At 67.4% G+C, this 24,782-nt stretch carries 26 protein-coding genes and 1 other RNA gene; 13 read left to right on the top strand and 14 right to left on the bottom strand.

Annotated features, from left to right (window positions below; genetic code table 11):
* Window positions 1-3: 3 nt before the first annotated feature.
* Both rnpB and HPC46_RS23025 read right to left on the bottom strand, forming a co-directional pair.
* Window positions 4-397: RNase P RNA component class A (rnpB, locus tag HPC46_RS23030), an RNA gene on the bottom strand.
* Between the two features lie 19 nt (window positions 398-416).
* Window positions 417-1,037: a class I SAM-dependent methyltransferase gene (locus tag HPC46_RS23025; RefSeq protein WP_179474234.1), complete on the bottom strand. Its 621-nt coding sequence runs from the start codon at window positions 1,035-1,037 to the stop codon at window positions 417-419.
* Between the two features lie 47 nt (window positions 1,038-1,084).
* On the opposite strand from HPC46_RS23025, the gene HPC46_RS23020 reads away from it, so the two are divergent.
* Window positions 1,085-1,651, top strand: coding sequence for a type II toxin-antitoxin system RelB family anti-toxin (locus HPC46_RS23020; protein ID WP_179474232.1), 567 nt, complete (start codon window positions 1,085-1,087; stop codon window positions 1,649-1,651).
* A 3-nt stretch (window positions 1,652-1,654) separates the two neighbouring features.
* Here the strand turns inward: HPC46_RS23020 and HPC46_RS23015 are convergent, their stop codons facing one another.
* The 3 genes from HPC46_RS23015 to HPC46_RS23005 are packed head-to-tail and all read right to left on the bottom strand — an operon-like array spanning window position 1,655 to window position 4,511.
* Window positions 1,655-2,728 (bottom strand): bifunctional RNase H/acid phosphatase, encoded by a 1,074-nt coding sequence (locus tag HPC46_RS23015; RefSeq protein WP_179474230.1) that lies wholly within the window; start codon window positions 2,726-2,728, stop codon window positions 1,655-1,657.
* On the bottom strand, window positions 2,725-3,462 hold the full coding sequence (locus HPC46_RS23010) for a zinc ribbon domain-containing protein (RefSeq protein WP_179474228.1): 738 nt from the start codon (window positions 3,460-3,462) through the stop codon (window positions 2,725-2,727). Before HPC46_RS23010 ends, HPC46_RS23015 begins: the two co-directional genes overlap by 4 nt.
* Window positions 3,459-4,511 (bottom strand): Nif3-like dinuclear metal center hexameric protein, encoded by a 1,053-nt coding sequence (locus HPC46_RS23005; protein ID WP_179474282.1) that lies wholly within the window; start codon window positions 4,509-4,511, stop codon window positions 3,459-3,461. The genes HPC46_RS23010 and HPC46_RS23005 overlap by 4 nt, the downstream gene beginning before the upstream one ends.
* A gap of 44 nt (window positions 4,512-4,555) precedes the next feature.
* Between HPC46_RS23005 and HPC46_RS23000 the strand changes: the two genes are divergently transcribed.
* Genes HPC46_RS23000 through HPC46_RS22990 form a run of 3 tightly spaced genes read left to right on the top strand, consistent with a single transcriptional unit; the run spans window position 4,556 to window position 6,538 of the window.
* Window positions 4,556-5,227 (top strand): HAD-IA family hydrolase, encoded by a 672-nt coding sequence (locus tag HPC46_RS23000; RefSeq protein ID WP_179474226.1) that lies wholly within the window; start codon window positions 4,556-4,558, stop codon window positions 5,225-5,227.
* Window positions 5,220-5,720 carry a low molecular weight protein-tyrosine-phosphatase gene (locus tag HPC46_RS22995; protein ID WP_179474224.1) on the top strand — a complete coding sequence of 167 codons (501 nt, stop codon included), beginning with the start codon at window positions 5,220-5,222 and terminating at the stop codon, window positions 5,718-5,720. Before HPC46_RS23000 ends, HPC46_RS22995 begins: the two co-directional genes overlap by 8 nt.
* Window positions 5,720-6,538, top strand: a complete 819-nt coding sequence (locus HPC46_RS22990; protein WP_179474222.1) for an SURF1 family cytochrome oxidase biogenesis protein — start codon at window positions 5,720-5,722, stop codon at window positions 6,536-6,538. The genes HPC46_RS22995 and HPC46_RS22990 overlap by 1 nt, the downstream gene beginning before the upstream one ends.
* On the opposite strand, the gene HPC46_RS22985 is transcribed toward HPC46_RS22990, so the two are convergent.
* Window positions 6,492-7,454, bottom strand: coding sequence for a cobalamin biosynthesis protein (locus HPC46_RS22985; RefSeq protein WP_179474220.1), 963 nt, complete (start codon window positions 7,452-7,454; stop codon window positions 6,492-6,494). The genes HPC46_RS22990 and HPC46_RS22985 overlap by 47 nt on opposite strands.
* A gap of 45 nt (window positions 7,455-7,499) precedes the next feature.
* Between HPC46_RS22985 and HPC46_RS22980 the strand changes: the two genes are divergently transcribed.
* From HPC46_RS22980 to HPC46_RS22970, 3 genes are read left to right on the top strand one after another with little or no spacing between them, the layout of a single operon-like run.
* Complete coding sequence (locus HPC46_RS22980; protein ID WP_179474218.1) at window positions 7,500-8,315, top strand: oxygenase MpaB family protein; 816 nt, start codon at window positions 7,500-7,502, stop codon at window positions 8,313-8,315.
* Window positions 8,315-10,024 (top strand): amidohydrolase, encoded by a 1,710-nt coding sequence (locus HPC46_RS22975; protein ID WP_179474216.1) that lies wholly within the window; start codon window positions 8,315-8,317, stop codon window positions 10,022-10,024. The genes HPC46_RS22980 and HPC46_RS22975 overlap by 1 nt, the downstream gene beginning before the upstream one ends.
* Before the next feature lie 22 nt (window positions 10,025-10,046).
* Entirely contained in the window at window positions 10,047-10,439 is a 393-nt protein-coding gene (locus HPC46_RS22970; RefSeq protein ID WP_179474214.1) for a VOC family protein, read from the top strand.
* On the opposite strand, the gene HPC46_RS22965 is transcribed toward HPC46_RS22970, so the two are convergent.
* Complete coding sequence (locus tag HPC46_RS22965) at window positions 10,436-11,875, bottom strand: glycoside hydrolase family 183 protein (RefSeq protein WP_179474212.1); 1,440 nt, start codon at window positions 11,873-11,875, stop codon at window positions 10,436-10,438. The genes HPC46_RS22970 and HPC46_RS22965 overlap by 4 nt on opposite strands.
* Before the next feature lie 170 nt (window positions 11,876-12,045).
* Here HPC46_RS22965 and HPC46_RS22960 point away from each other — a divergent pair, with 170 nt between their 5' ends.
* From HPC46_RS22960 to HPC46_RS22950, 3 genes are all read left to right on the top strand, one after another.
* On the top strand, window positions 12,046-12,282 hold the full coding sequence (locus tag HPC46_RS22960) for a GCG_CRPN prefix-to-repeats domain-containing protein (protein WP_218894562.1): 237 nt from the start codon (window positions 12,046-12,048) through the stop codon (window positions 12,280-12,282).
* A 196-nt stretch (window positions 12,283-12,478) separates the two neighbouring features.
* Window positions 12,479-12,715 carry a hypothetical protein gene (locus tag HPC46_RS22955; protein WP_218894561.1) on the top strand — a complete coding sequence of 79 codons (237 nt, stop codon included), beginning with the start codon at window positions 12,479-12,481 and terminating at the stop codon, window positions 12,713-12,715.
* 93 nt (window positions 12,716-12,808) lie between these two features.
* Window positions 12,809-14,257, top strand: coding sequence for an aldehyde dehydrogenase (locus HPC46_RS22950; protein WP_179474210.1), 1,449 nt, complete (start codon window positions 12,809-12,811; stop codon window positions 14,255-14,257).
* Here HPC46_RS22950 and HPC46_RS22945 read toward each other — a convergent pair.
* Entirely contained in the window at window positions 14,254-14,889 is a 636-nt protein-coding gene (locus HPC46_RS22945; RefSeq protein ID WP_179474208.1) for a TetR/AcrR family transcriptional regulator, read from the bottom strand. The genes HPC46_RS22950 and HPC46_RS22945 overlap by 4 nt on opposite strands.
* Before the next feature lie 55 nt (window positions 14,890-14,944).
* Here HPC46_RS22945 and HPC46_RS22940 point away from each other — a divergent pair, with 55 nt between their 5' ends.
* A complete protein-coding gene (locus tag HPC46_RS22940) occupies window positions 14,945-15,565 on the top strand; it encodes a DUF2306 domain-containing protein (RefSeq protein WP_179474206.1) in 621 nt (206 codons plus the stop codon).
* Here the strand turns inward: HPC46_RS22940 and HPC46_RS22935 are convergent.
* The 5 genes from HPC46_RS22935 to HPC46_RS22915 all read right to left on the bottom strand — a co-directional run bounded on the left by HPC46_RS22935 (window position 15,552) and on the right by HPC46_RS22915 (window position 21,263).
* Entirely contained in the window at window positions 15,552-16,724 is a 1,173-nt protein-coding gene (locus tag HPC46_RS22935; RefSeq protein WP_179474205.1) for a cytochrome P450, read from the bottom strand. The genes HPC46_RS22940 and HPC46_RS22935 overlap by 14 nt on opposite strands.
* Window positions 16,725-16,735: 11 nt before the next feature.
* Window positions 16,736-17,524, bottom strand: coding sequence for a spirocyclase AveC family protein (locus HPC46_RS22930; protein WP_179474203.1), 789 nt, complete (start codon window positions 17,522-17,524; stop codon window positions 16,736-16,738).
* A gap of 102 nt (window positions 17,525-17,626) precedes the next feature.
* Window positions 17,627-18,508 carry a mycofactocin-coupled SDR family oxidoreductase gene (locus tag HPC46_RS22925; protein WP_179474201.1) on the bottom strand — a complete coding sequence of 294 codons (882 nt, stop codon included), beginning with the start codon at window positions 18,506-18,508 and terminating at the stop codon, window positions 17,627-17,629.
* Entirely contained in the window at window positions 18,505-19,776 is a 1,272-nt protein-coding gene (locus HPC46_RS22920) for a cytochrome P450 (protein ID WP_179474199.1), read from the bottom strand. Before HPC46_RS22920 ends, HPC46_RS22925 begins: the two co-directional genes overlap by 4 nt.
* A gap of 11 nt (window positions 19,777-19,787) precedes the next feature.
* On the bottom strand, window positions 19,788-21,263 hold the full coding sequence (locus HPC46_RS22915; RefSeq protein ID WP_179474197.1) for an aldehyde dehydrogenase family protein: 1,476 nt from the start codon (window positions 21,261-21,263) through the stop codon (window positions 19,788-19,790).
* Between the two features lie 143 nt (window positions 21,264-21,406).
* Between HPC46_RS22915 and HPC46_RS22910 the strand changes: the two genes are divergently transcribed.
* Both HPC46_RS22910 and HPC46_RS22905 read left to right on the top strand, forming a co-directional pair.
* Complete coding sequence (locus tag HPC46_RS22910; protein ID WP_179474195.1) at window positions 21,407-22,648, top strand: TetR/AcrR family transcriptional regulator; 1,242 nt, start codon at window positions 21,407-21,409, stop codon at window positions 22,646-22,648.
* 101 nt (window positions 22,649-22,749) lie between these two features.
* Entirely contained in the window at window positions 22,750-23,853 is a 1,104-nt protein-coding gene (locus HPC46_RS22905; protein WP_179474193.1) for an NAD(P)H-dependent amine dehydrogenase family protein, read from the top strand.
* On the opposite strand, the gene HPC46_RS22900 is transcribed toward HPC46_RS22905, so the two are convergent.
* Entirely contained in the window at window positions 23,840-24,769 is a 930-nt protein-coding gene (locus HPC46_RS22900; RefSeq protein WP_179474191.1) for an NAD(P)H-dependent flavin oxidoreductase, read from the bottom strand. The two genes, HPC46_RS22905 and HPC46_RS22900, sit on opposite strands and share 14 nt — an antisense overlap.
* Window positions 24,770-24,782: the final 13 nt, after the last annotated feature.

The following is a 24,782-nucleotide window of genomic DNA, read 5'->3' as shown; positions in this document are numbered from 1 at the left end:
GGGCGAACGAGTTGGCCTGTAAGCCGGATTCTGTCCCGCCCTGCCCCGGGTAACCGTGGCAGGGCGGCGGCGACCATCCATCTGGGCACACCGTCGCCGGGTGCCTCGAGCGGCCTACCCGCAGGCTCGGGCGAGCAGCCCTCGAGCGCCTGCGCAGCCGCACCAGGTGCGGCCTCTTGGCCTTGCTTCGGGTGGGGTTTACCGAGCCACCCCGGTCACCCGGGATGCTGGTGCGCTCTTACCGCACCGTTTCACCCTTACCGCCCTGACGGACGGCGGTCTGTTTTCTGTGGCACTGTCCCGCGAGTCACCTCGGATTGCCGTTAGCAATCACCCTGCTCTGTGAAGTCCGGACTTTCCTCGACTCACATAGAGCCGCGGCCGCCCGGCCAACTCGTTCGCCTGAACAAACTAGCTCATTTGCGCCGCAGCTGGATCACATTGTCGACGAGGTGGCCCTGCTGACCGTCCGGCCCGACCGCATCGCGCTCGACCGGACCGAGCCGAACCGTCTCCCACTGCGTGTCGTCCAGGGCGAGGCCGGCCAGCACCTCCTCGGCGGGCGGGAATTGGTGATGGTGCACCTCCTCCGACGCCCAGGGCGGGGCGGCGCCGTGGTCGACGATCAGCAGAGTTCCGCCCGGTGTCAGGGTGGCGGCGGCCCGGCGCAGGATCGCCAGCCGATCCATCTCCAGGGTGGTGTGGAAGAAGTGCGCCGACACCAGATCGAAGGGCCCCTCGGGCAGGGTCTTGGTCAGGTCGTGCTGCTGAAAATCGATGTGCGCCAGTACTCCTCGGGTCTCGGCGTCTTCGGCGGCGCGGGCCAGCGCGGTGGTGGAGACGTCGACGGCCACGACCTGCCAGCCGTGTTCGGCCAACCACATGGCGTCACCCCCCTCGCCGCAGCCCAGGTCCAGTGCACGCGACCCGGTCAGCCCGCCGACGATCTCTTCGAGGCGGGCGTTGGGCCGTCCGCTCCAGATCCGTGACTTCTCGGCGTAGCGGGCTTCCCAGTGGGTGTGGTGATCGGTGTCCATGCGCCCAGCTTGCCGACGTCAGTGCCGGGGTGGCAAGGTCTTTTGCCATGCAGGCAAACGACGACGTCGATTCCAGGGTGCGCAGGCGGCTGCGCGAACTGCGTGGCCGGCTCGGGCTGACCCTCGAGGACGTCGCGTCCCGGGCCGGTATCGACGTCTCGACGCTGAGCCGGCTGGAATCGGGCAAGCGCCGGCTCGCCCTCGATCACCTGCCCCGGCTGGCCGCGGCGCTGTCGGTCAGCACCGACGAATTACTCGGCGCGCCGGAGACCGTCGACCCCCGGGTACGCGCCCCGTCGCACACCAGGCACCTGGTCACATACTGGCCGCTGACCCGGCACAGCGGCGGCGGACCGCAGGCCTTCAAGATCCGCATCAGTGCGCGGCGGCGCACCCCACCCCCCGAACTGCCCACCCACGAGGGCCAGGAGTGGCTTTATGTGCTGTCCGGTCGCCTCCAGTTGATTCTGGGTGACCAGCATTTCGTCATCGACCCCGGCGAGGCCGTGGAATTCAGCACGTGGACACCGCACTGGTTCGGGACGGTCGACGGCCCGGTAGAAGCCATCATCCTGTTCGGCCCGCACGGCGAACGAGTTCACCTGCGACAGTAGGCCTCAGCCCAGATACGAGGTCTGGTTCACCAGCCGCACCGACGACCCGCCATCGGGATAGAACTCTGCGATGCTCAGCGACGCGAGATCCAGATGCAACCGGTGCAGGATGCTGGTTCCCGCGTCCAGCGCAAGGCGCAGCATGGTTTTGATCGGCGTCACATGCGAGACCACCAGGACAGTGTTGCCCGGGTACTCGGCGATGATCCGCGACCGCAACCGCTGAATCCGTTCCTGCACATCGTCGAAGCTCTCCCCGGCCGGCGGACGCAGGCTGGTGTTGCGCAGCCAGTGCCCGTGCAGGTCCGGGTCGCGTTGGCGGGCTTCGGCGAACGTCAGCCCTTCCCAGGCACCGAAATCCGTCTCGATCAGATCGTCGTCGACCGTCACGTCCAGGCCTAGCGCCTTGGCCGCGGCGGACGCCGTGTCATAGGCGCGGCGCAACGGCGAGGAGATCACCGCGTCGATGCCACCGCGTTCGGCCAGGTACCGCGCCGCGGCGTCGGCCTGGCTGCGTCCGGTCTCGGTCAGCTCCGGGTTGCCGCGGCCCGAATAGCGCCGCTCGCGGGAGAATTCGGTCTGGCCGTGCCGCAGCAGCAGCATGCGGGTCGGCGCCCCCTGGTTGCCGGTCCAGACCGCGGGCGGCACGGCGACCGCCGCGGCCGGCGTTCCCGCGGCGGCAGCATCCATCGCTTCGTTGGCCAGGCGGTCGGCATAGGAGTTCTGCTCGCGCGGAATCCACTGGTAGGTCACCGAATCAAATGTCGACGCCAGCGCACGGGCCTGCTGTTGCAGCTCGGCCATCGCGGGATGCTTGACCTTCCAGCGGCCGGTCATCTGTTCGACAACGAGCTTCGAATCCATCGACACGGCAACCTCATTGGCGCCCAGCGCCCGTGCTTCTTCCAGGCCTGCGATGAGCCCGCGGTATTCGGCGACATTGTTGGTGGTGACCCCGATCGCCGTGCCATGCTCGGCGAGCACGGTCTGGTGATCCGCCGACCAGACCACACAGCCGTACCCGGCCGGGCCGGGGTTGCCCCGCGATCCGCCGTCGGCCTCGACGAGGACCTTCACGACGATGCCCCGCCCAGGCGCAGCAGGATCGCCTGGCACTCGGGGCAGCGGACCACCTCGTCCTCCGGCGTGGCCGAGATCCGGGCCAGCTCGCCGCGATCCAGCTCGATGCGGCACGCGCCGCACCGCCGGCCCAGCAGCCTCGCGGCACCGACACCAGAGGCGGCCCGCTGCCGTTCGTACAGCTGGGCCAAGCCCGCGTCCAGCCCGGCCAGGATCCCGTCCCGTTGGGCGGTGCGCTGTCCGCGCTGCTTCTCGATCTCCTCCAGCGCCTCGTCGCGGTTGTGTCCGGCGGTGGTCAGGTCCGCTTGCAGCGCTTCGGCTTTCGCGCGTTCCACAGATTGGTCACTGGTCAGCTGTTCGACGCGTTCCATCACCTCGAGCAGCGAATCCTCCAGGCTGGCCTGCCTTCGCTCCAACGTCTCCAGCTCGTGCTGCAATTCCTCGAGCTGCTTGGGACTGACAGTGCCGGAGTCGAGCAGCTTGCGATCGCGGTCCTCGCGCTGGCGCACCCCGTCGATCTCGGTTTCGAACCGCGCCACCTGGGCGTCGACGTCCTCGAGGGCGATGGCCAGCGCGGCCAGCCGATCCCCCACCTCGCGGTGGTCGGTCTGCACCGTCTCGAAGGTCTGTTGCTCGGGCAGGTTGGCGGCCCGGTGCGCGAGCCGGGCCAGCTCGGCATCCAGCTCGGCCAGCTCCAGCAACGAACGTTGCTGTGCCAATTCAGCTTTCACGACATGCCTTTCGAAAGTTCGATATTCCACGGGTCGGTGCGCAGGTCGCAGACCTCGACCGGCAGCGCGGCACCGAAATGAGTGCGCAGCAGCGACGCGGCCTGCGCGCACCACGGGTATTCGCTGGCCCAGTGTGCGACATCGACCAACGCGACACCGCTGGCGCGGCGGTGCTCGTCGGCGGGATGGTGCCGCAGATCGGCCGTCAGATAAGCGTCCACGCCCGCCGCGGCGGCCGCACCGAGCAGCGAATCGCCCGCGCCGCCACAGACCGCGACCCGCGTAACCGGCGCGTCCGCGTCACCGGCCGCACGCACACCCCAGGTGGTCTGCGGCAGCACTGCAGCCGCCCGCGCGACGAAGTCGGCGAACCGCAACGGCTCGGCGAGCGTCCCGATCCGCCCGACGCCCACACCGGCAGGCAGCACCGCCAGCGGTATCACGTCGAACGCCGGCTCCTCGTATGGATGTGCTGCGCGCAGCGCCGCCAGCACGTGGGCGCGCAACCGCGCCGGGGCGACCACCTCGACCCGGTCCTCGCTGACCGGCTCCACCGATCCGACGGTGCCGGTATCTCCCGCACCCGCGGCGAACATGGCCGAGCGGACCGCCTCAGCCTCGTCGGCCGGCACGAAGACCACCCATTTGTCGGTGTCCTGGCCGGCGGCCGGGTCGAGCACGGCCTCGACGGTCAGCCCGAGCACCTCGGCCAACGCGTCGGACACCCCGGGGTTGGCCGAGTCGGCGTTGGTGTGCGCGGTGAACAGCGCGGCACCGGCCCGGATCAGCCGGTGGATCAGCGCGCCCTTCGGGGTGCTGGCCGCGACCGTGTCCACCCCGCGCAGCAGCAGCGGGTGGTGGGCCAGCAGCAGCCCGCGAGGGCCGACTGTCGCCGCGACCTCTGCGGTGGCGTCCACGGCCACCGTCACCGAATCGACGACGTCGTCGGGGTCGCCGCACACCAGGCCGACCGAGTCCCAGCTGTGCGCGAGCGTGGGCGGATAGGCGGCGTCGAGCACGTCGATGACCTCGGCCAGTTTCACGCCCACCACGCCAAGAACAGTAGTGCGCGGCGATCGGCAACAATGGACCGGTGACAAGCACGGCCTCCGACACCCGCCCGCAGTTGGTGATCTTCGATCTCGACGGCACCCTCACCGACTCGGCCGACGGCATCCTGGCCAGCTTCCGGCACGCGCTGGCCGCGGTCGGCGCCGAGGTGCCCGCCGGTGACCTGGCCACCCGGGTCGTCGGGCCGCCGATGCATCTGACCCTGTCCGGCCTGGGCCTCGGCGACCGCGCCGACGAGGCGATCGCCGCCTACCGCGCCGACTACACCAGCCGCGGCTGGGCGATGAACAGCCTGTTCGACGGCATTCCGCAGCTGCTGGGTGACTTGCGCGCGGCCGGGGTGCGGCTGGCGGTGGCCACCTCCAAGGCCGAGCCCACCGCGCGGCGGATCCTCGAGCATTTCGGGCTGGCCGAGCACTTCGACGTGATCGCCGGCGCCACCGTCGACGGGTCGCGCTCGAACAAGTCCGATGTGCTCGCCCATGCGCTGGGCCAGCTCCAGCCGCTGCCCGAGCGGGTGCTGATGGTGGGTGATCGCGCCCACGACGTCGAGGGCGCCGCCGAGCACGGTATCGACACGGTCGTGGTGGGTTGGGGCTACGGCGCGGCTGACTTCCTGGAGCCGCATCTCGCCGGGGCGGCGGCCGCCCACGTGTCGACGGTGTCGGCGCTGCGGGAGGTGCTCGGTGTCTGACTCGAAGTTGGTGCACATCACGTTCGTATGTTCGGGCAACATCTGCCGCTCACCGATGGCCGAGAAGATGTTCGCCCACCAGATCGAGCAGCGCGGCCTGGGCCACCTGGTCCGGGTCACCAGCGGCGGGACGGGCAACTGGCACGTCGGGGACGGGGCCGACGAGCGGGCCAACGCCGTCCTGCGCCGGCACGGATACCCGACCGACCACTCCGCGGCGCAAGTGGACGACGATCACCTGGGCGCCGACTTGGTGATCGCGCTCGGCCGCAACCACGTGCGGATGCTGACCCATCTCGGGGTGGAACCCGAGCGGGTGCGGCTGCTGCGCTCGTTCGACCCGCGGTCGGGCAAGCACGCCGACGACGTCGAGGACCCGTACTACGGCGGCCATGCCGATTTCGAGGAGACTTTCACCGTGATCGAGGCGGCCCTGCCGGGCCTGCACGCCTGGGTCGACGAGCAGCTGGCCGCCGAGGGCCTGACCGGCTGATGAAGCGGCTGACGTTCCTGCTGCGCCCGGGCTGGATAGCCCTGGCGTTGGTGGTGGTGGCGTTCGCCTATCTGTGCTTCACCGTGCTGGCCCCCTGGCAGCTGGGCAAGAACACCAAGACCAACCGGGAGAACTCGCAGATCGAGAACTCGCTCAAGGCCGACCCGGTTCCGGTGACAACGCTTCTGCCGCAGCAGGATTCGTCGGCACCGGATTCGCAGTGGCATCGGGTGACGGCCACCGGCCACTATGTGCCGACCGCCCAGGTGCTGGCCCGGCTGCGCGTGGTCGGCGGCTCACCGGCCTTCAACGTCCTGGTTCCCTTCGCGGTCGACGGCGGGCCGACCGTGCTCGTCGACCGGGGCTACGTGCTTCCGATCCAGGGCAACGAGGTCCCCGAGGTCGCGCCGGTTCCGGCCGGCACGGTGTCGATCACCGCGCGGCTGCGTGATTCGGAGACTGCGCCGGCTGACAAGCCGCCGTTCCGCGAGGACGGCTTCACGCAGGTCTACGCCATCGACACCAAAGAGGTGACGGCGGCGACCGGGGTGCCGCTGGCCGGTTCGTATCTGCAGTTGGTGGAGAACCAGCCCGGCGTTCTCGGCGTCGCCGAGCTGCCGCATCTGGACCCGGGGCCCTTCCTCTCGTACGGCATCCAATGGATCGCCTTCGGCATCGTGGCCCCGATCGGACTCGGCTACTTCGCCTATTCGGAGATCAAGGCCCGCCGCCGCGATGCCGCGGCCGCCGCCGAGAAGAAGACCGCCCCGGTCACGGTCGAGGACAAGCTCGCCGACCGTTACGGCCGACGACAGTGAGACCGATCGCGACGACCGCCGCGGCGAACTGAACGGCCCGCGACAATCGCACCGCCCGGCGCAGGTCTTCGATACCCGGGATGTGGCCATCGCCGAGGGTGGGCCGGATTTCCAGTTGATGGTGGTATTGCGTCGGGCCCCCGAGGCGCACCCCCAAGGCGCCGGCGAAGGTAGCCTCCACCACGCCGGCATTCGGGCTGGGGTGTCGCGCCGCGTCGCGGTGCCAGGCTCGCAGCGCGCCGACCGGAGAACCGCCGACCAGCGGCGCGCAGACCACCACCAGCACACCGCCCACCCGGGCCGCGACGTAGTTGGCGGCGTCGTCCAAACGTGCTGCCGCCCAACCGAACCGGGTGTAGCGCTCGGATTTGTGTCCGATCATCGCGTCGAGAGTGTTGACGCCCCGGTACACCATGACGCCCGGCACTCCCCCGGCCGCCGCCCACAAGAGCGGCGCAACGTGGGCGTCAGAGGTGTTCTCGGCCACCGATTCGAGCGCCGCCCTGACCAGCCCGTCGGCGTCGAGTGCCGACGGGTCCCGGCCGCACAGCGACGGCAGCACCGCCCTGGCGCCGTCGATGTCACCGGCGGCCACCAGATCAGCCACCCGCTCACCGGTGCGGCCCAGTGTCGTTCCGCCCAATGCCGACCACGTGGCCGAGGCAGTGGCCAACGCCAGTCCGGGACCGCCCCTGCCCCGCTCCGCCAGCGCACCGGAGACAGCGAGCCCGCCCAGCAGCACAGCGGTGTGCAGCGCGCCGGCCGCGCGGCTGTCACGGTAGGTCAGTTCTTCGAGTGCGGCTGCACACCAACCGAACCCCGAAACGGGATGACCACGTACCGGATCGCCGAGGGCCACGTCGGCCAGTTGGCCCGCCAGGATGCCGACACCCCGCCACGGTCTGCGCGCAAACACCCCGGCACTCTCTCACACGTGATGTACTGCCCGAATGAGGCCGCGATGATGCGCCATCCGAAGCGGGTCTCCGACCTGCTCAACCCGGCCGCCGCGCTGGCACCCGCGGCCAACGTGATCATGCAGCTCGCGCATCCCGGTGTGGGTTACGGCGTGCTCGAGAGCCCGGTGGACAGCGGCAACGTCTACAAGCATCCGATCAAGCGGGCCCGCACCACCGGCACCTATCTGGCCGCGGCCACCATTGGGACCGATGCCGACCGCGCCCTGATCCGCTCCGCGGTCGACACCGCCCACGCGCAGGTGCGTTCGACGCCGGCCAGCCCGGTGTCCTACCGCGCCTTCGATCCGCAGCTGCAACTGTGGGTGGCGGCATGCCTGTACCGCTATTACATCGACCAGCACGAATTCCTCTACGGCCCGCTCGACGAGGCCGCAGCCGACGCGGTGTACGCCGACGCCAGCCGGCTGGGCACCACGCTGCAGGTGCGGGAGAGCATGTGGCCGGCCGACCGCGCGGCGTTCGACGAGTACTGGAAGAACGCGCTCGACGACCTGACCATCGACCCGCCGGTGCGCGAACATCTCAAAGGCGTTGCGGCCATGGCCTTTATGCCCTGGCCGGTGCGCGCGACACTCGGCCGGTTCAACTTGTTCGCGACGACCGGTTTCCTGCCGCCTGAGTTCCGCTCGATGATGCGCCTGCGGTGGGGTGCCGAACAGCAGCGCCGCTTCGAATGGCTGCTCGCCGCGTTGCGCCTGGCGGACAAGCTGATCCCCCATCAGGCGTGGATCTTCGGTTATCAGCTCTACCTCTGGGATATGCGTGCCAGGGCCCGACGCGGACAGCGGATCGTCTGATGTCGACGAAAATTCTCACAGCAGGGACCGTCATCACGATGGATCCGGTGCAGTCCCGCGCGGAGGCCGTTGCGATAACGGACGGGCGCATCGCAGCGGTGGGCTCGGTCGCGCAGTGCCGGGCGGAGCACCCCGACGCCGAGCTGATCGACACCGGTGCCGCCGCCCTGCTCCCGGGATTCGTTGAGCCGCACAGCCATCCGATCATGAGCGGAATCGCCACCCAGGCGCCGGCACGTTCGATCGCGCCATGGGACGCGCCGGCCTGGTCAGATATCGAGGCGATCTTCGCCGACGCGAAAGCCAACACCGACCCCGCCACCCCGCTGCTGTTCGCCGGCTTCGACGCGCTGCTGCACAAGCGCCCGTCGCCGAAGGCCCCCGAACTCGACCGCATCTTCGGCGAGCGGATCGCGGTCGTCACCGACAACTCCGGCCATGGCGTGTATTTCAACACCGCGGTCATGAAACAGCACGGCTGGGACGTTAACCCGCCGGCCGATCCGGTCGGCGCTCATTTCGGCCGGAATCCCGACGGCAGCCTGGACGGGCAGGGGTTCGAGACGGCGGTGCTGCTCGCCGTCGCCGGGCCGGTGTTGGCCCAACTGGGCAACCCGCTGGTCAGTGCCGCCGAGTACTACGCCTGGATGTCCCGGGGCGGCTACACGTCGACCTCGGACATGACCTACGACCCGAAATTCAAATCGGCCTACGAGGCGCTGGCGGCCGCGCCGTCCTGCCCGCTGCGGGTCAGCATGTGGGAGATGTCGACCACCGACACCTACAACGCCGCCGAAAGCTTCAGTGTCGCAGAACAATTGCTGGTCAAGCAGGGCGTCAAACTCTGGACAGACGGGTCACCGTGGATCGGGAACATCGCGATCTCATTTCCGTATCTGGGCACCGAGGCCACCAGAACGGCAGGCATCGACCCCGCGGTGGCCGGCGGCATGCAGTCGATGAACTACACCCGCGAGCAGCTCGACGCCGTCCTCGACGTCGCGGCACCCACCGGCTGGCAGATGGCCTTTCACGCCAATGGCGATCTGGCCGTCGACCTGGCGCTGGACGCGTACCAAGATGCGCTGCACCGCCACAACCTCCTCGGCACCGACCACCGTTGGCGTCTGGAACATCTCGGGGCTGGCACCCGCAAGCAGTTCGACCGGGCCGCGAGTCTGGGCGTGCACGTGTCGATGGCACCGTTCCAGTACTACTACTGGGGTGATCTGCTGGACGGACAGATCTTCGACCACGAGCACGGCAGCCGGTGGGCGGCCTTCGCCGACGCGGTGGCCTCCGGGGCGGTGGTTTCGCTGCACAACGACGGGTCAGTGTCGCCGCCGACGCCGGTGCTCAACATCCAGACGGCCGTGACCCGGCGGACCCGGGCCGGCACGGTCCACGGCGCCGATCAGTGCATCGCCCTCGACCAGGCGCTGTGTGCGCACACCATCAATGCCGCCCGAACCCTGCACCGGGACAAGCTGATCGGATCGATCGAGATCGGCAAGCTGGCCGATTTCACCGAGCTGACCGCAGATCCGTACGCCGTGGATCCCGCCGAGTTGGCCGACACGGCCCTCGTGAGTGGCACCTGGCTCAGCGGCGAGCGCACCGATCTGGCTGCGTTCGTCGACGCAGTCAGCGGCTCAGATACCGGCCGGCATGAACATCTGGCCGAGCATCCTCGTAATACCTGTTGTTAGTACCCCTCCAGGAAGGTGTGCCATGACGTTTCCCACCCTCGCCCACGTCGCGGTCACGGTGCGTGACCTCTCGGTCAGCGTGCCGTGGTACCGCGCGCTCATCGGCTCGGATCCGGTGCTCGACGAGGACACCGACGCCGGTTTTCACCATTCGGTGTTCCTGCTCGACAACGGCACCCTGTTCGGCTTGCACCAGCACACCACCGCTCCCGCGGATCAGCCGTTCAGCGAGCACAACGTCGGCCTGGACCACGTCGGATTCGGCGTCGCCAACCGTGCCGAACTGGAGCAGTGGGAGGCGCGCCTGGACGAGCTGGGCATCGCCCACGGCGGAATCGTGGACGCGCACTACGGTTCCGGGTTGAGTTTCCGCGATCCCGACGGGATAACGCTGGAGTTCTTCGCCGGCGCCTAAGCCAGCGTCGTCTTCATCAGCGCGACGTTGTAGTCGCCCCAGATCGACAGGTTCCAGTAGATGTCCTGGCCGGTCGACCACGGATCCATCATCGGCGCGTACAGCCCCGGGTATTGCAGCGACGTCACCAGGGTGGTGGGCGCCGACCAGGTGCCTTGCGGGGTGTCGGCGGTGCGGATGATCACGCTGCCGACGCTGCTGGAGTACATCGCCACGTACTTGTTGAGATAGGTGTTGTACTGCACAGACATCTCGCTGACATGTCCGCTGGGGCCGCCGACCCCGAAGATACCGGCCACCCAGCTGCCGAAGAACAGGCCGAGCTGGCCGAGGATCCCGCCGGCGTACTGATTACTGCGAGTTGCCGGCAGGATGGGCACCGCCGCGCCGGGCTTGCCCGCAACCCAGGCGTCGCCGTCCCAGTACTCGTATTTCGTCAGGTCCAGGATGTCGGCCTCTTTGACCCGGGATACATAGGCCGAGCCCAGCCGGCCCGACGGGGTTCCGTAGGAGAAGACGTATCCGGCATCCTCGGAATCGGCTGGCGGCTTGACGAACGCACCTTGCTGAAAGTTCTGGTTTCCGTACACGAATGGCGTGCTCGACCGCAGCCAGCTGGCCGCCCTGATGGTCTGCGGTGCGACCGTCCAGTTCTGGCCGTTGTCATCGGAGTAGGCGATTGCCGAGTAGTTGGTGGTCCATGCGCCGCCGAAGTCCCAGGACCGCACCGACATGAAGTTCACATATTGCCGGGCGCCGTACTGATTGTCGTAGGGCACTGAGATCGCGGCAGTGGGAATGATCGTCACCTCGGAGCCGAATGGGCCGAGATGCCGTGCGCTGCCGGCGATCACCTGCTTGGACATGCCGGCCGAACTCAGCGGCGAACCGGCGAACGGGTTGGTGGTCGAGCCGGGCGCGAAGACGCGGTTGATGGGATCACTGGTCCGCAGCAGCACGTTCGAGCGCCAGACTCCTCTCATGCCCGCGGCGCTGAAGGTGTCCCCGAAGATCATCAGCACCTGGCGGTTGTCGCCGGTCATGCCGTTGTCCCACATGATGCCGACGTCGGTGCCATAGATACCGAATCGGCTCGGCGTCAGGGTGTTCGGGCCGGTGACCCAGCCTTCTTTGGTGGTGACGGGCGAACTGGCGACGGCGGCTGTCGTCGTCGCCGTCGCCTTGGGCCGACCCAAAGATATTCGGGAGATGTTGTCGGACAAGGGTTTCGCAGTCTTCGGCGCCGTGGCGGTCTTGGGTTTGGGCCGCGGCGAACGGCCAACGCTCGCGTGAGTGCTCGACGTCGCTTGACGCGCCGACGACCCGGAATCGGGCGCGTCGGCCGAGGCGAGCCCGCAACCCGCGGTCACCGCGGCACCCACGCCCAGCGCCACGGCAAAACCGCCAATTCCCGCTATGCAGGCCGCTGTACGCATGGCCACCCCCCGCTACTACTACCCGGGAGTCTACGGCGTCCCCCGATCGGCGGATGCGCAATTCGCCCGTTACCCGGTCCGCTTGGCGGACAGACGCGCCGCGCGGCAGGGCGCAGTATTCGTCTCGTGCCTCGCTCAGCCAGGGCAGGCCCAGAATCTCGGAGGACACCATGACTGCACAGATCACCAAGCGTGCTGCAGGACTCTTCGCCAGTGCCGTCGCCGCCGGTGCACTGACCCTGGGACTGAGCTTCGCCCCCACCGCAAGCGCAGCCGACGGCTGCGGCTATGGCTACCACCTCGCCGGCGGTGACTGCCGGGTCAATGCGCCCGGGCCCGACGCCGGCTTCGACCCGGGGCATCCGAACTGCTGGATCAATGCCGCCGGGGATCAGCGCTGCTACTGAGATCTCCCTCGAACTCGCCCGGGCCTGTGGCCCGGGCGAGTTTTTTTGGCGGTCAACGCGATACATCCCCCAATCGGTGGATCCAGGATTCGTCCCGCACAACCTCCGCTTGGCGGACAGACGACGAGGCACCCCGAGCGCACTATTCCTTTCGTACCTCGCCCAACCAGGGCAGGACTGAAACTCGGAGGACACGATGACTGCACAGATCTCGAAGCGTGCCGCAGGACTTTTCGCCAGTGTCGCCGCCGCCGGCGCGCTGGCCCTGGGCCTGAGCTTCGCTCCCACCGCAAGCGCAGCCGACGGCTGCGGAATCGGCTTTCACCTGGAGGGCCCGAACTGCGTGCTGAACGAGCCCGGACCCAACGCACACTTCATCAGCCCCAACTGCTGGATCAACATCAACGGTGACGAGCGCTGCTACGCCCCGTAACCCTCCCGGAAGGGATATTTCCGGCGCTCATTCGGGCGCATTGCTATTCATCCCGGTACCGCTGCGGTACCGGGATGAATACGTTGTGGGCCCATGAGCACCCAATACGACAGGTTCCTGATCGGCGGCCGGTGGACCGCACCGAGCTCCGGCGAAGAGATCGTTCTGGTCTCGCCCAACAACGAGCAGCGGCTCGCGACGGTTGCCGCGGGTGTCCACGCCGATATCGATGCGGCGGTCGCCGCGGCCAGGGCCGCCTTCGACGCCCCGGACGGCTGGCCGAACTGGCCCGCGGACAAGCGGGCGGCCGCCATGGAAACCCTCGCCGACGCTCTCGACCGGCGCAGTGAGCAACTGGCACAGGCCGTCAGCACTCAGAATGGGATGCCGGTCACGATCGCCGGCCAGCTCGAGGCGGTGTTCCCCCAGCTGCTGCTGCGCTACTACGCCCAGCTGGCCTGCGCCGAGGAGTTCAGCAGCGAGCGACCAGGCCTGCTCGGCGGACAGACCACCATCACGCGGACCCCGGTCGGAGTGGTGGGTGCGATCGTGCCGTGGAATTTCCCGCAGGTGCTGGGTGCGTTCAAGTACGCCCCCGGTCTGGCCGCGGGCTGCACCTTCGTCATCAAGCCCGCGCCGGAGACGGTATTCGACGCCGTCCTGTTCGCCGAAGCCGTGGCCGAGTCCGATATCCCGCCGGGGGTCATCAACGTGGTGCCCGGCGGGCGCGAGACGGGCGCATACCTGGTGGCGCACCCCGGAATCGACAAGGTGGCGTTCACCGGCTCCACCCAGACCGGCCGGGAGATCGCGACGGTGTGCGGCGGACTGCTGCGGCCGGTCACGCTGGAACTCGGCGGCAAATCGGCCGCGATCTTCCTCGACGACGCCGACCTGGATCTGGGCGTGATCGGCGAGAAGCTCTTTGCCGCAACGCTGCTCAACAACGGACAGACCTGCTTCCTCGGGACGAGAATCCTTGCGCCCCGAAGCCGCTACACCGAGGTCGTCGACGTGGTGACGGCGTTGGCGGCCTCGCTGACCGTGGGCGACTCCTTGGATCCGGCCACCCAGATCGGGCCGCTGGTGAGTTCGCGCCAGCGCGACCGCGTCGAATCCGCGATCGCCGCCGCCGCGAGCAGCGGCGCCCGCCTCACCACCGGCGGCACGCGTCCGTTCGACACCGGGTGGTTCGTCTCGCCGACCGTCTTCGCCGACGTGGACAACGACACCTCGATCGCCCGAGAGGAGATTTTCGGGCCGGTGCTGACAGTCATCGGCTACGACGACGACGAGGACGCGGTCCGCATTGCCAATGCCAACGACTACGGCCTCGGCGGTTCGGTATGGACCACCGACCCGCAGCGCGGGCTGGCCGTCGCCAAGGGTGTGCGGTCGGGCACGGTGGGAATCAACCACTACCTGCCCGACCCGACAGCGCCGTTCGGCGGTGTGAAGGCCAGCGGCCTGGGGCGTGAACTCGGACCCGAGGGGTTGGCCGCCTATCTGGAGACCAAGTCGATCTATCAGCCGGCAGGCTAGACCTTGAGCGAGATGCCGTCGAGCAGCTGATCCAGCCCGGATCGGAACTCGCCGACATGGCTGTCGTCGCCGTCGTCGAAGGCGCCGGCCTCGAGCGCGGACGCCAGCGCGGGGAACCGATCCGAGTCGATCACGCTGCGCATCAGTCCCGGGTAGTCCGGACCGTCCGCGGGCGCCTCGATTGCCAGGGCAGCGGCACCGCGGGCGAAATGCAGTATCGCCAGGACGGCGGCCAGCTTGTCGCGCTCGCTCATCCGAGTCCCGCCGAGGGCGGCCAAACCGGCATCCAGCCAAGCCAATTGGCCCGGGTCGGTGGGCGGCCCGGCGGCCGATGCCGCCAGGATCCATGGATGCCGGTGGTAGACATCCCATAGACCGAAGGACCAATCAGTAAGAGCGGCACGCCAATCCGCGCCTTGGGCCGCCACCGGCGGCGGCCCGGAGGCGGCCGAGAGCATGCACACCACCAATTCGTCCTTGTTGGCGATATGCCGATACAGCGACATGGTGCCGCAGCCCAGCCGCTCGGCCAGCCTGGCCATCGACAGGGCGCCGAGGCCGTCGACATCGGCGTGCTCGATCGCCGCCGTGACGATCCGGTCGCGGCTCAGGCGCAATTTCTCGCTGGGCATCAGGGCCAGCCTAAACGACGCACACCGCTGGTGCGTATAGCGTACGCTTTTGCGTATGTCATACGCAAAAATCCTTGCCCTGGTCGTCGCGGTGTTTCTCGTCTTCTCCCTGCCGCCCTATCTCACCGGCCATACCCGGGTGCCGGCGACATTCGCGCTGCACTACCCGCTGCTGGTGGCACATGTCATGTTCGCCGCCGTGGCGATGGTGATGGCAGTCGCCCAGCTCTGGCCGGGACTGCGTGCCCGGCGACCGACGCTGCACCGCCGCTGCGGTCGCATCTACGTGGCTACCGCCATCCCTGCCGCGCTCAGCGCGCTGGTCATCGGGGCCGCGACCCCGTTCGGGCCGCTCCTGGCGGTCAGCAATGTGACGCTGGCGTGCGTGTGGTTGTGGTTCACGTCGACCGGATACCTGTTCGCGCGCCGGCGTCGATTCGCCGAGCACCGCCGTCAGATGGTCCTGTCCGCCACCCTCGCGCTGTCGATCGTCACCAACCGGATCTGGACGCCGATCATCTTTGTCTCATTGCAGCCGTTGCAGGACAGCGTCTTTGAGGGTAATCGGGACCACTACCTGTGGTTGGCCGCGGGTCTCGGTGCATGGTTAGGCTGGACGATACCGTTCTTCACGGTGCGGCGGTGGCTGAACCGCCAGCCGGCTACCGTGTCCTGACCGGCAGCCGCGCCCAGCCCCGCACGCTGGATGTCCTTCCCCTGCTGGCATTTTCGTAGTCCACATCCCAGTCGATCCATCGTTTGAGAACCTCCTCGAACGCCACCCGGGCTTCGAGCCGGGCCAGCGCCGAACCGAGGCAGAAGTGGATGCCCTGACCGAAGCTCAGATGCCCGCCGCCGCGGTGGATGTCGAAGCGATCCGGGTCGGCGAAATGCGCGTCGTCCCGGTTCGCCGAGCCGTTGAGCAACAACATGTGCGACCCCTCGGCGACGGTCTGGCCGTACAGTTCGACATCACGTGCCACGTACCGCGCTTGGACAGGCGACGGCGGCTCGTAGCGCAGCGTCTCCTCCACCGCGCCCGCGATCAGCGACGGGTCCCCGGCGAGTTCATGCCGCTGCTCCGGGTGTTCGCCCAGCAACTGGCCCATGAATCCGATGAGCCGGGCGGTGGTTTCATTGCCCGCACCGGCGATCATCGCCGTGTAAGCGAGCACCTCGTTGCGTTCCAGCCGCCGCCGGGTGCCGTCCGGTTCCTCGACCTCGGCGTTGAGCAGGTCGGTCATCAGATCATCGGAGGGATGGGCCGACCGCCACTCGATGTACTCGGCGAACTCCGCGATCGCATCCTGGAAGATCGTCGGGCTGACATCTCCGGCACCGGCGGCGACACTGATGCGGTGGTCGTTGCGGTCGCGGATCGCTTCCTGGCTCTCCTCGGGGATGCCGAGCAGATAGCCGATCGTTCGCATCGGCATCATCGCGCCGAGATCGACGACGAAGTCGAAACCGTCACCGTCCATGAGCGGTTCGAGCGCCCGGGCACAGAAGCTCCGCACCAGATCCTCGACCGCCAGCATGCGCCGCGGGGTGAAGACGCGCGACAGCAGCCGCCGGTGCAGATCGTGTAGTGGCGGATCTTCGAACAGCAGAATGCCCGGCGGCACCTCGATGCCGCTGGCCAAGATGTCCAGGGTGGTGCCCCGACCGGATCGGTACGTCTGCCAGTCCGGAAGTGCCCGTGCCACATCGGCATAACGGCTCAGCGCGTAGAAGCCGTGCTTGTCGTTGAAGTACAGCGGCGCCTCTTCGCGCATCCACCGCCACACCGGGTACGGGTCGTCGTCGATCGCGAAATCAAAAGGGTCGTAGTACATTCCGGGCCGGCCTATCTGGGTTGGTTCGGGACGCCTGGGAAGAGCTGCTCGGTCGGGCCTGCGGTCACGTAGCCTCCCAGCTTGGTCGCGAGGTGCGGTGCGAACACCGCCCCGTACAGAAGGTGTCCCACGACGACGACCGCCACGATCGAGAGCACCGCCGACCCGGCTCGGCTCGACGATCGCTTGTCGGCCCAGACTTCGATCGCGTTGCGGCCCTGGTCGTCAGTGCGGCCGAGCAGGTAGGCGAACACCATCATCTGCACGCCCATCGCAATCGAGTCGTAGATCGGGTACTGGTGCTTGGTCCCTTCGAAGATCGCCAGCCCCGGAATCACGTAGCCGTAGTAGAAGACCCCAAGGTGGGCACCGACGACCGCGTTGAAGAACAACGCCCAGCAGAACCCGACTCCCAAGCCGGCGATCAACAGGGTCTGTGGGCGCCGCCACCCGAACCGCTTCACCAGCCACCGGCCGACGGCCGCGCCGATCAGCGCCGGGAAGACGAAGTAGGAGATGTATCCGATGGGCACCGAGGACGGCAGCCCGCCGCCCCAGGTCATGTTCATCGGCCACCACGACGGCATCCGTGGGAGCGCAGGCGGAAACTGGGCATACATCGCCCAGTCGTAGGGCGCTTCGATCCACGAGAACGAGATGGCCGAGATGGAGACCAGCAGCAGCGGGTGGATGCGACCGCGTCGAATGCTCAGGTACACACCGACGAGCAGGAACACCACACCGCCGACGTAGGCGAAGGTGAGTCCGGCGATCATCACCGGCGTCAGCGAGGTGTTCATTTGTCCCGCGCTTCCGGATCGAAGTAGATGACCAGAGCGAAGATCAGCACGATCAGACCGAGCAGTGTGCCGAGCATGATGAGCGCACCCATGAGTGTCCCGTTATCCCCCAGGACCGTTCGGCCATTTGAGCAGTGAGCCGGCATCGACCCGGATCTGCTGCCCGGTGATGTAGCGGCTGTCGTCGCTGGCGAGGAACACGCCGAGGTTGGCCATGTCCTCGGGCTCGATATACGGGATCGGCATTGCCTGGAAGAGCGTGAACAGCGGCTCGGCGTCTTCGCGGCTGGCCTGCTTACCCGCCTGGGTCAGGTCCGGCCGGAACATGCTGTACATCCCGTCGTTCTGCAGCAGATGGGTGTTGCAGTTCGTCGGATGAATCGCGTTGACGCGGATCATTCTGTCCGCCAAAGCCAGTGACATCTCCTCGACGTACTCGATGATGACCCGCTTACTCCAGCCGTAGCCACGCCCGCCGGGCCCCATGTTCGGGTTGTCGGTGGTGCCCCGAATCATGCCCGCGGTCGATCCGGTGATGATGACCGACGATCCATTGGGCAGGTGTGGAACCGTCACCGCGACGGTGTTCATCACCCCGAGCAGATCCACGTCGCTGGCGTCCACGAACGACATCGCGTCGTGTGGGCGGCCCATGGCCATCGGCAGGATTCCGGCGTTGGCGACGACGATGTCGATCTTGCCGAAGTTCGCCACGCCGGCCTCGACGGCTTCGCGCAGTTCGTGCCGCTCCCGGACGTCTCCCACCCGCGCCAGGACCTGGCGGCCGAGCTCCTTGATCGAGCGCTCGGTTTCGGCCAGGTCATCCGGTGTGGCCAACGGGTAAGGGTTGGACGGGATGTCGCGGCAGATGTCGACGGCGATGATGTCGGCGCCTTCCCTGGCCATCGCGATCGCATGCGCCCGGCCCTGCCCGCGAGCGGCGCCGGTGATGAAAGCGACCTTCCCTTCCAGCTTTCCGGTCATCGGTTCTCCTCGAAGGTGATGTGTAGTTCGCTGAGCCCACGCATGATGAACGTCGGCTCGTATCGGTAGTGCCGGTTCTCGGCAGGCCCGTGGTGGGATTCGGAAATTCTGATGTCGTGCATGCGATCCAGGATGCGGTTCAGCGAAATTCGGCCCTCGGCCCTGGCCAGCGGTGCGCCCGGACAGGAGTGCGCACCGCGGATGAACGCGATGTGCTCGCGCACGTTCGACCGGTCGGCGCGAAACTCGTGCGGGTTCTCGAACTTGGCGGCGTCCCGGTTACAGGCGCCTGGCAGCAGCATCACTGTGGTTCCGGCCGGGACGGTGACATCTCCGATCGTCGTCGTGGTGCGTGCCATCCGGAAGTGGGCCTTGACCGGGCTCTCCATCCGGAGCGTCTCTTCGAGGAACGCCGGGATCTTGTTGCGGTCGTCTCGCAGTTGCCCTTCGAATCCGGGGTTGTCGCCGATGAATCGGACCGCAGAGCTCACCAGCTTGGTCGTCGTCTCGCTCCCGGCGGCGAACAGGAACGTCGACAGGTTCACCACGTCGTCGAGATCGGGGGTCGACCCGTCCTCGTACTTAGCGAGCGCCAGTCCGGTGAGCACGTCCTCGCGTGGCGCGCGCCTGCGCTCGTCGAGGTAGCGGTAGAACCGCTCGTTCAGCCACTCCAGCGGGTTGTGCGAGGTAGTCGGCGCATCCTTGCCGATTTCACCGACGGTCTCATTGGCGAACACCGCCTTGAAGTCCTCATGATCCCCGGCGGGTACGCCAAGCAGATCGGCAATCACCAGCAGTGAGAAGGGTTTTGCGTAGTCGGCCAGGAACTCGCACTGTCCTTTGGCCAGGAAGGTGTCGAGCTGCTGGTCGGCCAGCCGCCACATGAAATCTTCGTTCTCCTTGAGCCGCTTGGGTGTGATGAGAGTGTTCATCAGGCTGCGGGTGCGGGTGTGCAGCGGCGGATCCTGCGACGTGATGTGTTCGGCCATAGGCACATTGGCGCAGTGCTGCTCGATCAGTTCGCTGACGTCGTCACTCTGACCCGGGGTGATCGGCATGCCCGAGAACGGTCCCGCCACCGAGACGCAGGACGAGAACGCTGGATTCTTGTACACGCTCAATGCCGCGTCGTATCCGGTGACGGCCAGCACGTTGAACGCGGTGGCCGGCGTCACCGGGCATTTCGAACGCAGGTGGTCGAAGTAGGGATACGGGTCGGGAACCAGCGTCTGGTCGGTGAAGAAGTCCACCAGGTCGTAGTCGGTCAAGAGATCTGTCCTCAATTCGCCGGGTAGGCAACCGATTTGATCTCGGTGTATTGATCGAATCCAGCGGTGCCATTCTGTCGGCCCACGCCACTGGCCTTGTATCCCCCGAACGGCGTATCGGCACCATAGCCTGCGGTGCCGTTGAGCCCGATGAACCCGGCCCGCAGTCTGCGGGCCACCGACAGTGCTCTGTCCAGAGTGCCCGCCATGACATTGCCGGCCAGACCGTAGGGGCTGTCGTTGGCGATGCGCACGGCGTCATCCTCGTCGTCGAACGGGATCACCGAGAGCACCGGGCCGAAGATCTCTTCCTGGGCGATCGTCATCGAGTTGTCGACGTTGACGAAAAGCGTTGGCTTGACGAAATATCCCTTGTCGAGTCCTTCAGGCGCCTCGGCTCCACCGACGAGCAGCGTTGCACCCTCCTCGACACCTTTGCCGATGTAGCCGCGGATCCGGCTGCGCTGCCGGTCGGAGATCACCGGGCCGCACAGCGTGCCCGGATCTTGTGGGTCACCGGCGGCGACACCGGAGTAGATGCCGCGCAGGATCTCCACCCCTTCGTCGTATCGGGAGCGGGGCAGCAGCAAGCGGGTGGGGTTGGCGCATCCCTGGCCGGCGTGCATGCAGGGGGCGATGCCCATCATGCAGCCGATCGCGAAGTCCGCATCCTCCAGAACGATGGTCGCCGACTTGCCGCCGAGTTCGAGGAAGAGCCGCTTCATGGTCGCGGCGCCCTTTTCCATGATCCGCTGCCCCACCACCGTCGATCCGGTGAAGGAGATCATGTCGACCTTCGGCGAGAGCGTGAGTTCCTCGCCGACGAAGTGGTCGGACGCGGTGACGACATTGACCACGCCGGGCGGGATGTCGGTGTTCTCGGCGATCAGCCGGCCCAGCCGGGTCGCGTTGAACGGCGTGTTGGGCGCAGGCTTCAGCACGACGGTGTTGCCGGTCCCCAGGGCCTGGCCGATCTTCTGGATGGTGACCTCGAACGGAAAGTTCCACGGCACGATCGCGCCCACGACACCGACCGGTTCCCGCCAGACCTTGCGGGTGGTGTTGACCCCGGTGACCGACACGACGGTGTCGCCCAACGAGGTCTCCCAGGCGTATTCGTCGATGAGCTGGACCGGGTAGCGCAGCGCATCTGCCAGCGGGGCGTCGAGCTGCGGCCCATGGGTGATGGCGCGCGGACAGCCGACCTCGCGGATGAGTTCCTCACGGAGTTCTTCCCGCTCGCCTTCCAGTGCGTCTTGCAGCTGCAGCAGGCACATCTGCCGGAAGGCGTGGTTGGTGGCCCAATCGGTGCCGTCGAACGCGCGCCGGGCCGCGTCGATGGCGCGGTGCATATCAGCCTTCGACGCGTCGGCCACCTCGCCGATCACCTCTTCGGTCGCCGGATTGATGTTGGCGAAGGTGCCCGCCTCGCCGTCGACCAGCTTGCCGTCGATCATCATCTTCGGCTCGAAGCGTGCGTCAGCCATTGTTTCTGCCCATCGAGTGCATGACCTAACTTTTGTTCGGACCCTACCCAGTCGCCTAGCCGTCGTCAACGATAGAGCGGCCCGCGCGTAACCGGCGTTCTGTTACCGTTTACCAAACATCTGGTCAGCTAGGCGGAGGTGCAATGGTACGACGCACCGAGATACTGCAGTCCGCCGCTGCGCTGATCGCCGTGTCCGGGCTCCGAACGTCATTGCAGGACATCGCCGACGCCGCGGGCATCCAGGCGGGCAGCCTGTACCACCACTTCGACTCCAAAGAAGCGATCCTTGTCGAGCTGCTGCGGCGCTACCACGAGGATCTCGACCGGATCGCCGCGCAGGCCGAGAGTCGTCTGGACGACCCGGGCACGTTGTCGGCGTTCGACCGCCTCGTCGATCTCGGTTCGGCGATCGCCCAGTGCGCGGTGACTCATCGGGCCGCATTGCAGATGACCTTCTACGAATTTCCGTCACCGGACCCGGAGCTGACCGCGCTCGCCCAGCAGCGGCCGGCCGCCATCTTGGCGGCCACCCTGCAGACGCTGCGGGCCGCGAGGTGGAGCGGCTACATCGGAGCGCATGTCGTCCTTCCGGTCTTCGCCGACCGATTCGTGCAGACGATGCTGCACGTCGGCCTGGATGTCATCCGGCACAATGCCGGCGCCGACAAGCTCGCCGCCCTGTTGTGCCGGATTCTGTTGGAAGGGCTGGCCGCCGAGATCGTCACCGACGCCGAACTCGATGCCTCGCCCGCGTACCGCGCCGCCGACGAGGTGGTGCAATCCTGGCAAGAGATGACCGATCCCGACGACGAGGGCGGACGTATCCGGGCGGTCGCCCGTACTGAGTTCGGCCGCAAGGGCTTCGAGTTCACCTCGATCCGGGACATCGCCTCGGCCGCCGGCCTCGGGATAGGCACGGTGTACCGGCTGATCGGTTCGAAAGACCAACTGCTGGCCGACATCATGCGCACCTTCGGCGAGAAGATCGCGCCAGGATGGACCCGCGTACTGCAGTCGAACTCCTCGCCACTGGAGAAGATCGATGCGATGTCATGGATTCACACCAACGTGCTGGACCGATTCGGTGACGAGTTCCGCATCCAGCTGGCGTGGATGCGTCAGTGCCCCCCGGACACCCCGAGCCCCGGCTGGCTGTTCTCGACTCGCGTCGAACAGATGAAATCACTTCTGGCCGAGGGTATCCGGTCCGGCGAGATCAGCATCGACTGCCCGTCAAACGAGACGCTGGCCCGTGCCGTCATCGGAGTCGGCTGGATCCCGGAGAACATCCTGCGTGATCTGGGGACCAGAGCTGCACAGGTCCACGTCCGCGACACCTCGTTGCGTGGTATCGCGGGGCGGCGTGAGCTCGGCTCACAATAACCTAAATTTTGTTCCCGATGACGGCGGATCGCCCGTTTCCTTGACCGTGCCGACAGACGACTGTTAGGTTCCGGATCAAACGTTAGGTTTCGGAGGTCGGGATGGCTGAAGGTCGATACCGCGTCGTCGTCTGGTCGACCGGTGGCATCGGATCGATCGCGATCCGCGCCATCCACCAGCGCCCCGATCTCGACCTCGTCGGCGTCTGGGTGCACTCGCCGGACAAGGACGGCCGTGACGCCGGCGAGCTGGCCAACGGTGATCCGATCGGGCTGGCGGTCACCACCGATGCCGACGCGTTGATCGCGCTGAAGCCGGACTGCGTGATCTATGCGGCCAGCGGGCCCGAGCGCGATGCCGGCCATATCCCCGACTACGTCACGCTGCTGAGCGCCGGACTCAACGTCGTGACGACCAGCACCACCCGGTTGGTCAATCCACACGCCTACGAACCGGCGCAGTGGCGCGATCAACTGGCGGTCGCCGCCAAACAGGGCCAGGCCACGTTGTACGCGTCGGGAATCGAGCCGGGCTTCGCGGCGGATTACCTGCCGCTCGTGCTCAGTACGCAGTCGTCGCAGATCGAGAAGATCCACTCCTATGAGATCGGCCTGTACGACGACTACGGCGTACCCGACATCATGAGCGACGCACTGGGATTCGGCCGGCCGCTGGACTACACGCCATGGATCAGTTTCCCCGGCGCGATCGCGGGCGAATGGCACGGCCAGATCCGGATGGTGGCCGACGCGCTCGGCGTCGAATTGCAGGAGGTGCGTGAGACATTCGACCGCGCGGTCACCGAGCGGACGCTGGACGTGGCGATGGGCACCGTCGAGGCCGGCACCTGCGGCGCGTTACGGATGCAGGCGATCGGAATCGTCGACGGCAAGGAAGCCATCGTCATCGAGCACGTCACCCGGCTGGCGCCCGATGTCGCGCCGCACTGGCCGACCTTGCCCAACGCCCTCGGTTATCGCATAGTTGTCACCGGGACACCGGATATCGACTGCACGTTCGACGTGACGCTGCGCGATCGCAAGAAGGCCGGCATCGAGTCGATGACGTCCGGCGCGGGCGCCATGGTGGCCACCGCGATGCGCGTCGTCAATGCCGTGCCCTATGTCGTCGCAGCCGAACCCGGCCTGGTGAGCTCGGTGGACCTGCCGCTGACGATCCCGCGGCACGCGTTCAATCCCGCATAGTCAGCTTGTCGATCACCTCGGCGACCGACCGAACCTCGACCAGCTCACCAACACCCTGCCCGGCGTTGATCGGCGCGACAGAGTAATTCTCGGCCGCGATCGCCTGAGCCAACTCCTCGGCCGCACCCGGATCGACACTCAACGCGGCCTCGTCACCGTCCCAGCGATCACTGAAGCTGTTGCGCAGCACCCGTTCTGGAAGCTGCGCCGGCCACGGGTACCCCAGCGCGATATCGAAGACCCGCGTGGTGACGGTTCCGGTCTCCCCCGCCGCCAGCATCACGTCACGCGCCTTGTCGGACAGCAGCGATTCGGGGCACGCGCAGAATGCCGTTCCCACCCACGCCGCCGAGGCACCCGCGGCGAGCGCCGCGGCCAGCCCCCGCGCGGACGAGATGCCGCCGGCCGCCAAAACCGGTACTGATACGCGATCGAGCAGTGCCGTCAGCAGCGGCAGCGTGCCCACGAGCGGCTGACCGTGACCACCGCCTTCGGCTCCACGGGCGATCACCACGTCGATGCCTGCGGCCACCGCACGCTGCGCACTGGACAGATCACTGACCTGGGTCGCGGCGATCACGCCCGCGTCGTGCGCGCGCGGCACCCAATCCCAGGTGTCGCCGAAACTCACGCACAGCAGCGTGGGGCCCGCGGCCAGCGCGGTATCGAGCAGGCCGGGCTGGCTGGCGACCACCCAATCCACCAGGCCAATCCCGAAGGGGCGCTCCGGATTCGACACGTGCTCGAGCTCGGCGGCAAGTCGCTCGGCGGTACCGGAGCTGCCCATCCCGATCATGCCGAGGCCACCCGCACCCGAAACCGCGGCGGCCAGTGCACCCCCGGCCACGCCGCCCATCGGCGCGTTCACGATCGGAACGTCGATGCCGATCGACCGCGACCAGTCCGTCGATAACACCGCGCCCCTCCTC

Origin of the sequence: Mycolicibacterium vinylchloridicum, from assembly GCF_013404075.1 — a bacterium.
GTDB lineage: Bacteria > Actinomycetota > Actinomycetes > Mycobacteriales > Mycobacteriaceae > Mycobacterium > Mycobacterium vinylchloridicum.
This window is presented reverse-complemented; position numbering and strand designations above follow the sequence as displayed.

Coding starts and splice junctions, on each gene's coding strand:
- HPC46_RS23025 (WP_179474234.1), bottom strand. CDS start 1,037: ATGGACACCGATCACCACACCCACTGGGAAGCCCGCTACGCCGAGAAG.
- HPC46_RS23020 (WP_179474232.1), top strand. CDS start 1,085: ATGCAGGCAAACGACGACGTCGATTCCAGGGTGCGCAGGCGGCTGCGC.
- HPC46_RS22990 (WP_179474222.1), top strand. CDS start 5,720: ATGAAGCGGCTGACGTTCCTGCTGCGCCCGGGCTGGATAGCCCTGGCG.
- HPC46_RS22980 (WP_179474218.1), top strand. CDS start 7,500: ATGATGCGCCATCCGAAGCGGGTCTCCGACCTGCTCAACCCGGCCGCC.
- HPC46_RS22975 (WP_179474216.1), top strand. CDS start 8,315: ATGTCGACGAAAATTCTCACAGCAGGGACCGTCATCACGATGGATCCG.
- HPC46_RS22970 (WP_179474214.1), top strand. CDS start 10,047: ATGACGTTTCCCACCCTCGCCCACGTCGCGGTCACGGTGCGTGACCTC.
- HPC46_RS22965 (WP_179474212.1), bottom strand. CDS start 11,875: ATGCGTACAGCGGCCTGCATAGCGGGAATTGGCGGTTTTGCCGTGGCG.
- HPC46_RS22960 (WP_218894562.1), top strand. CDS start 12,046: ATGACTGCACAGATCACCAAGCGTGCTGCAGGACTCTTCGCCAGTGCC.
- HPC46_RS22955 (WP_218894561.1), top strand. CDS start 12,479: ATGACTGCACAGATCTCGAAGCGTGCCGCAGGACTTTTCGCCAGTGTC.
- HPC46_RS22950 (WP_179474210.1), top strand. CDS start 12,809: ATGAGCACCCAATACGACAGGTTCCTGATCGGCGGCCGGTGGACCGCA.
- HPC46_RS22945 (WP_179474208.1), bottom strand. CDS start 14,889: ATGCCCAGCGAGAAATTGCGCCTGAGCCGCGACCGGATCGTCACGGCG.
- HPC46_RS22940 (WP_179474206.1), top strand. CDS start 14,945: ATGTCATACGCAAAAATCCTTGCCCTGGTCGTCGCGGTGTTTCTCGTC.
- HPC46_RS22935 (WP_179474205.1), bottom strand. CDS start 16,724: ATGTACTACGACCCTTTTGATTTCGCGATCGACGACGACCCGTACCCG.
- HPC46_RS22930 (WP_179474203.1), bottom strand. CDS start 17,524: ATGAACACCTCGCTGACGCCGGTGATGATCGCCGGACTCACCTTCGCC.
- HPC46_RS22925 (WP_179474201.1), bottom strand. CDS start 18,508: ATGACCGGAAAGCTGGAAGGGAAGGTCGCTTTCATCACCGGCGCCGCT.
- HPC46_RS22915 (WP_179474197.1), bottom strand. CDS start 21,263: ATGGCTGACGCACGCTTCGAGCCGAAGATGATGATCGACGGCAAGCTG.
- HPC46_RS22910 (WP_179474195.1), top strand. CDS start 21,407: ATGGTACGACGCACCGAGATACTGCAGTCCGCCGCTGCGCTGATCGCC.
- HPC46_RS22905 (WP_179474193.1), top strand. CDS start 22,750: ATGGCTGAAGGTCGATACCGCGTCGTCGTCTGGTCGACCGGTGGCATC.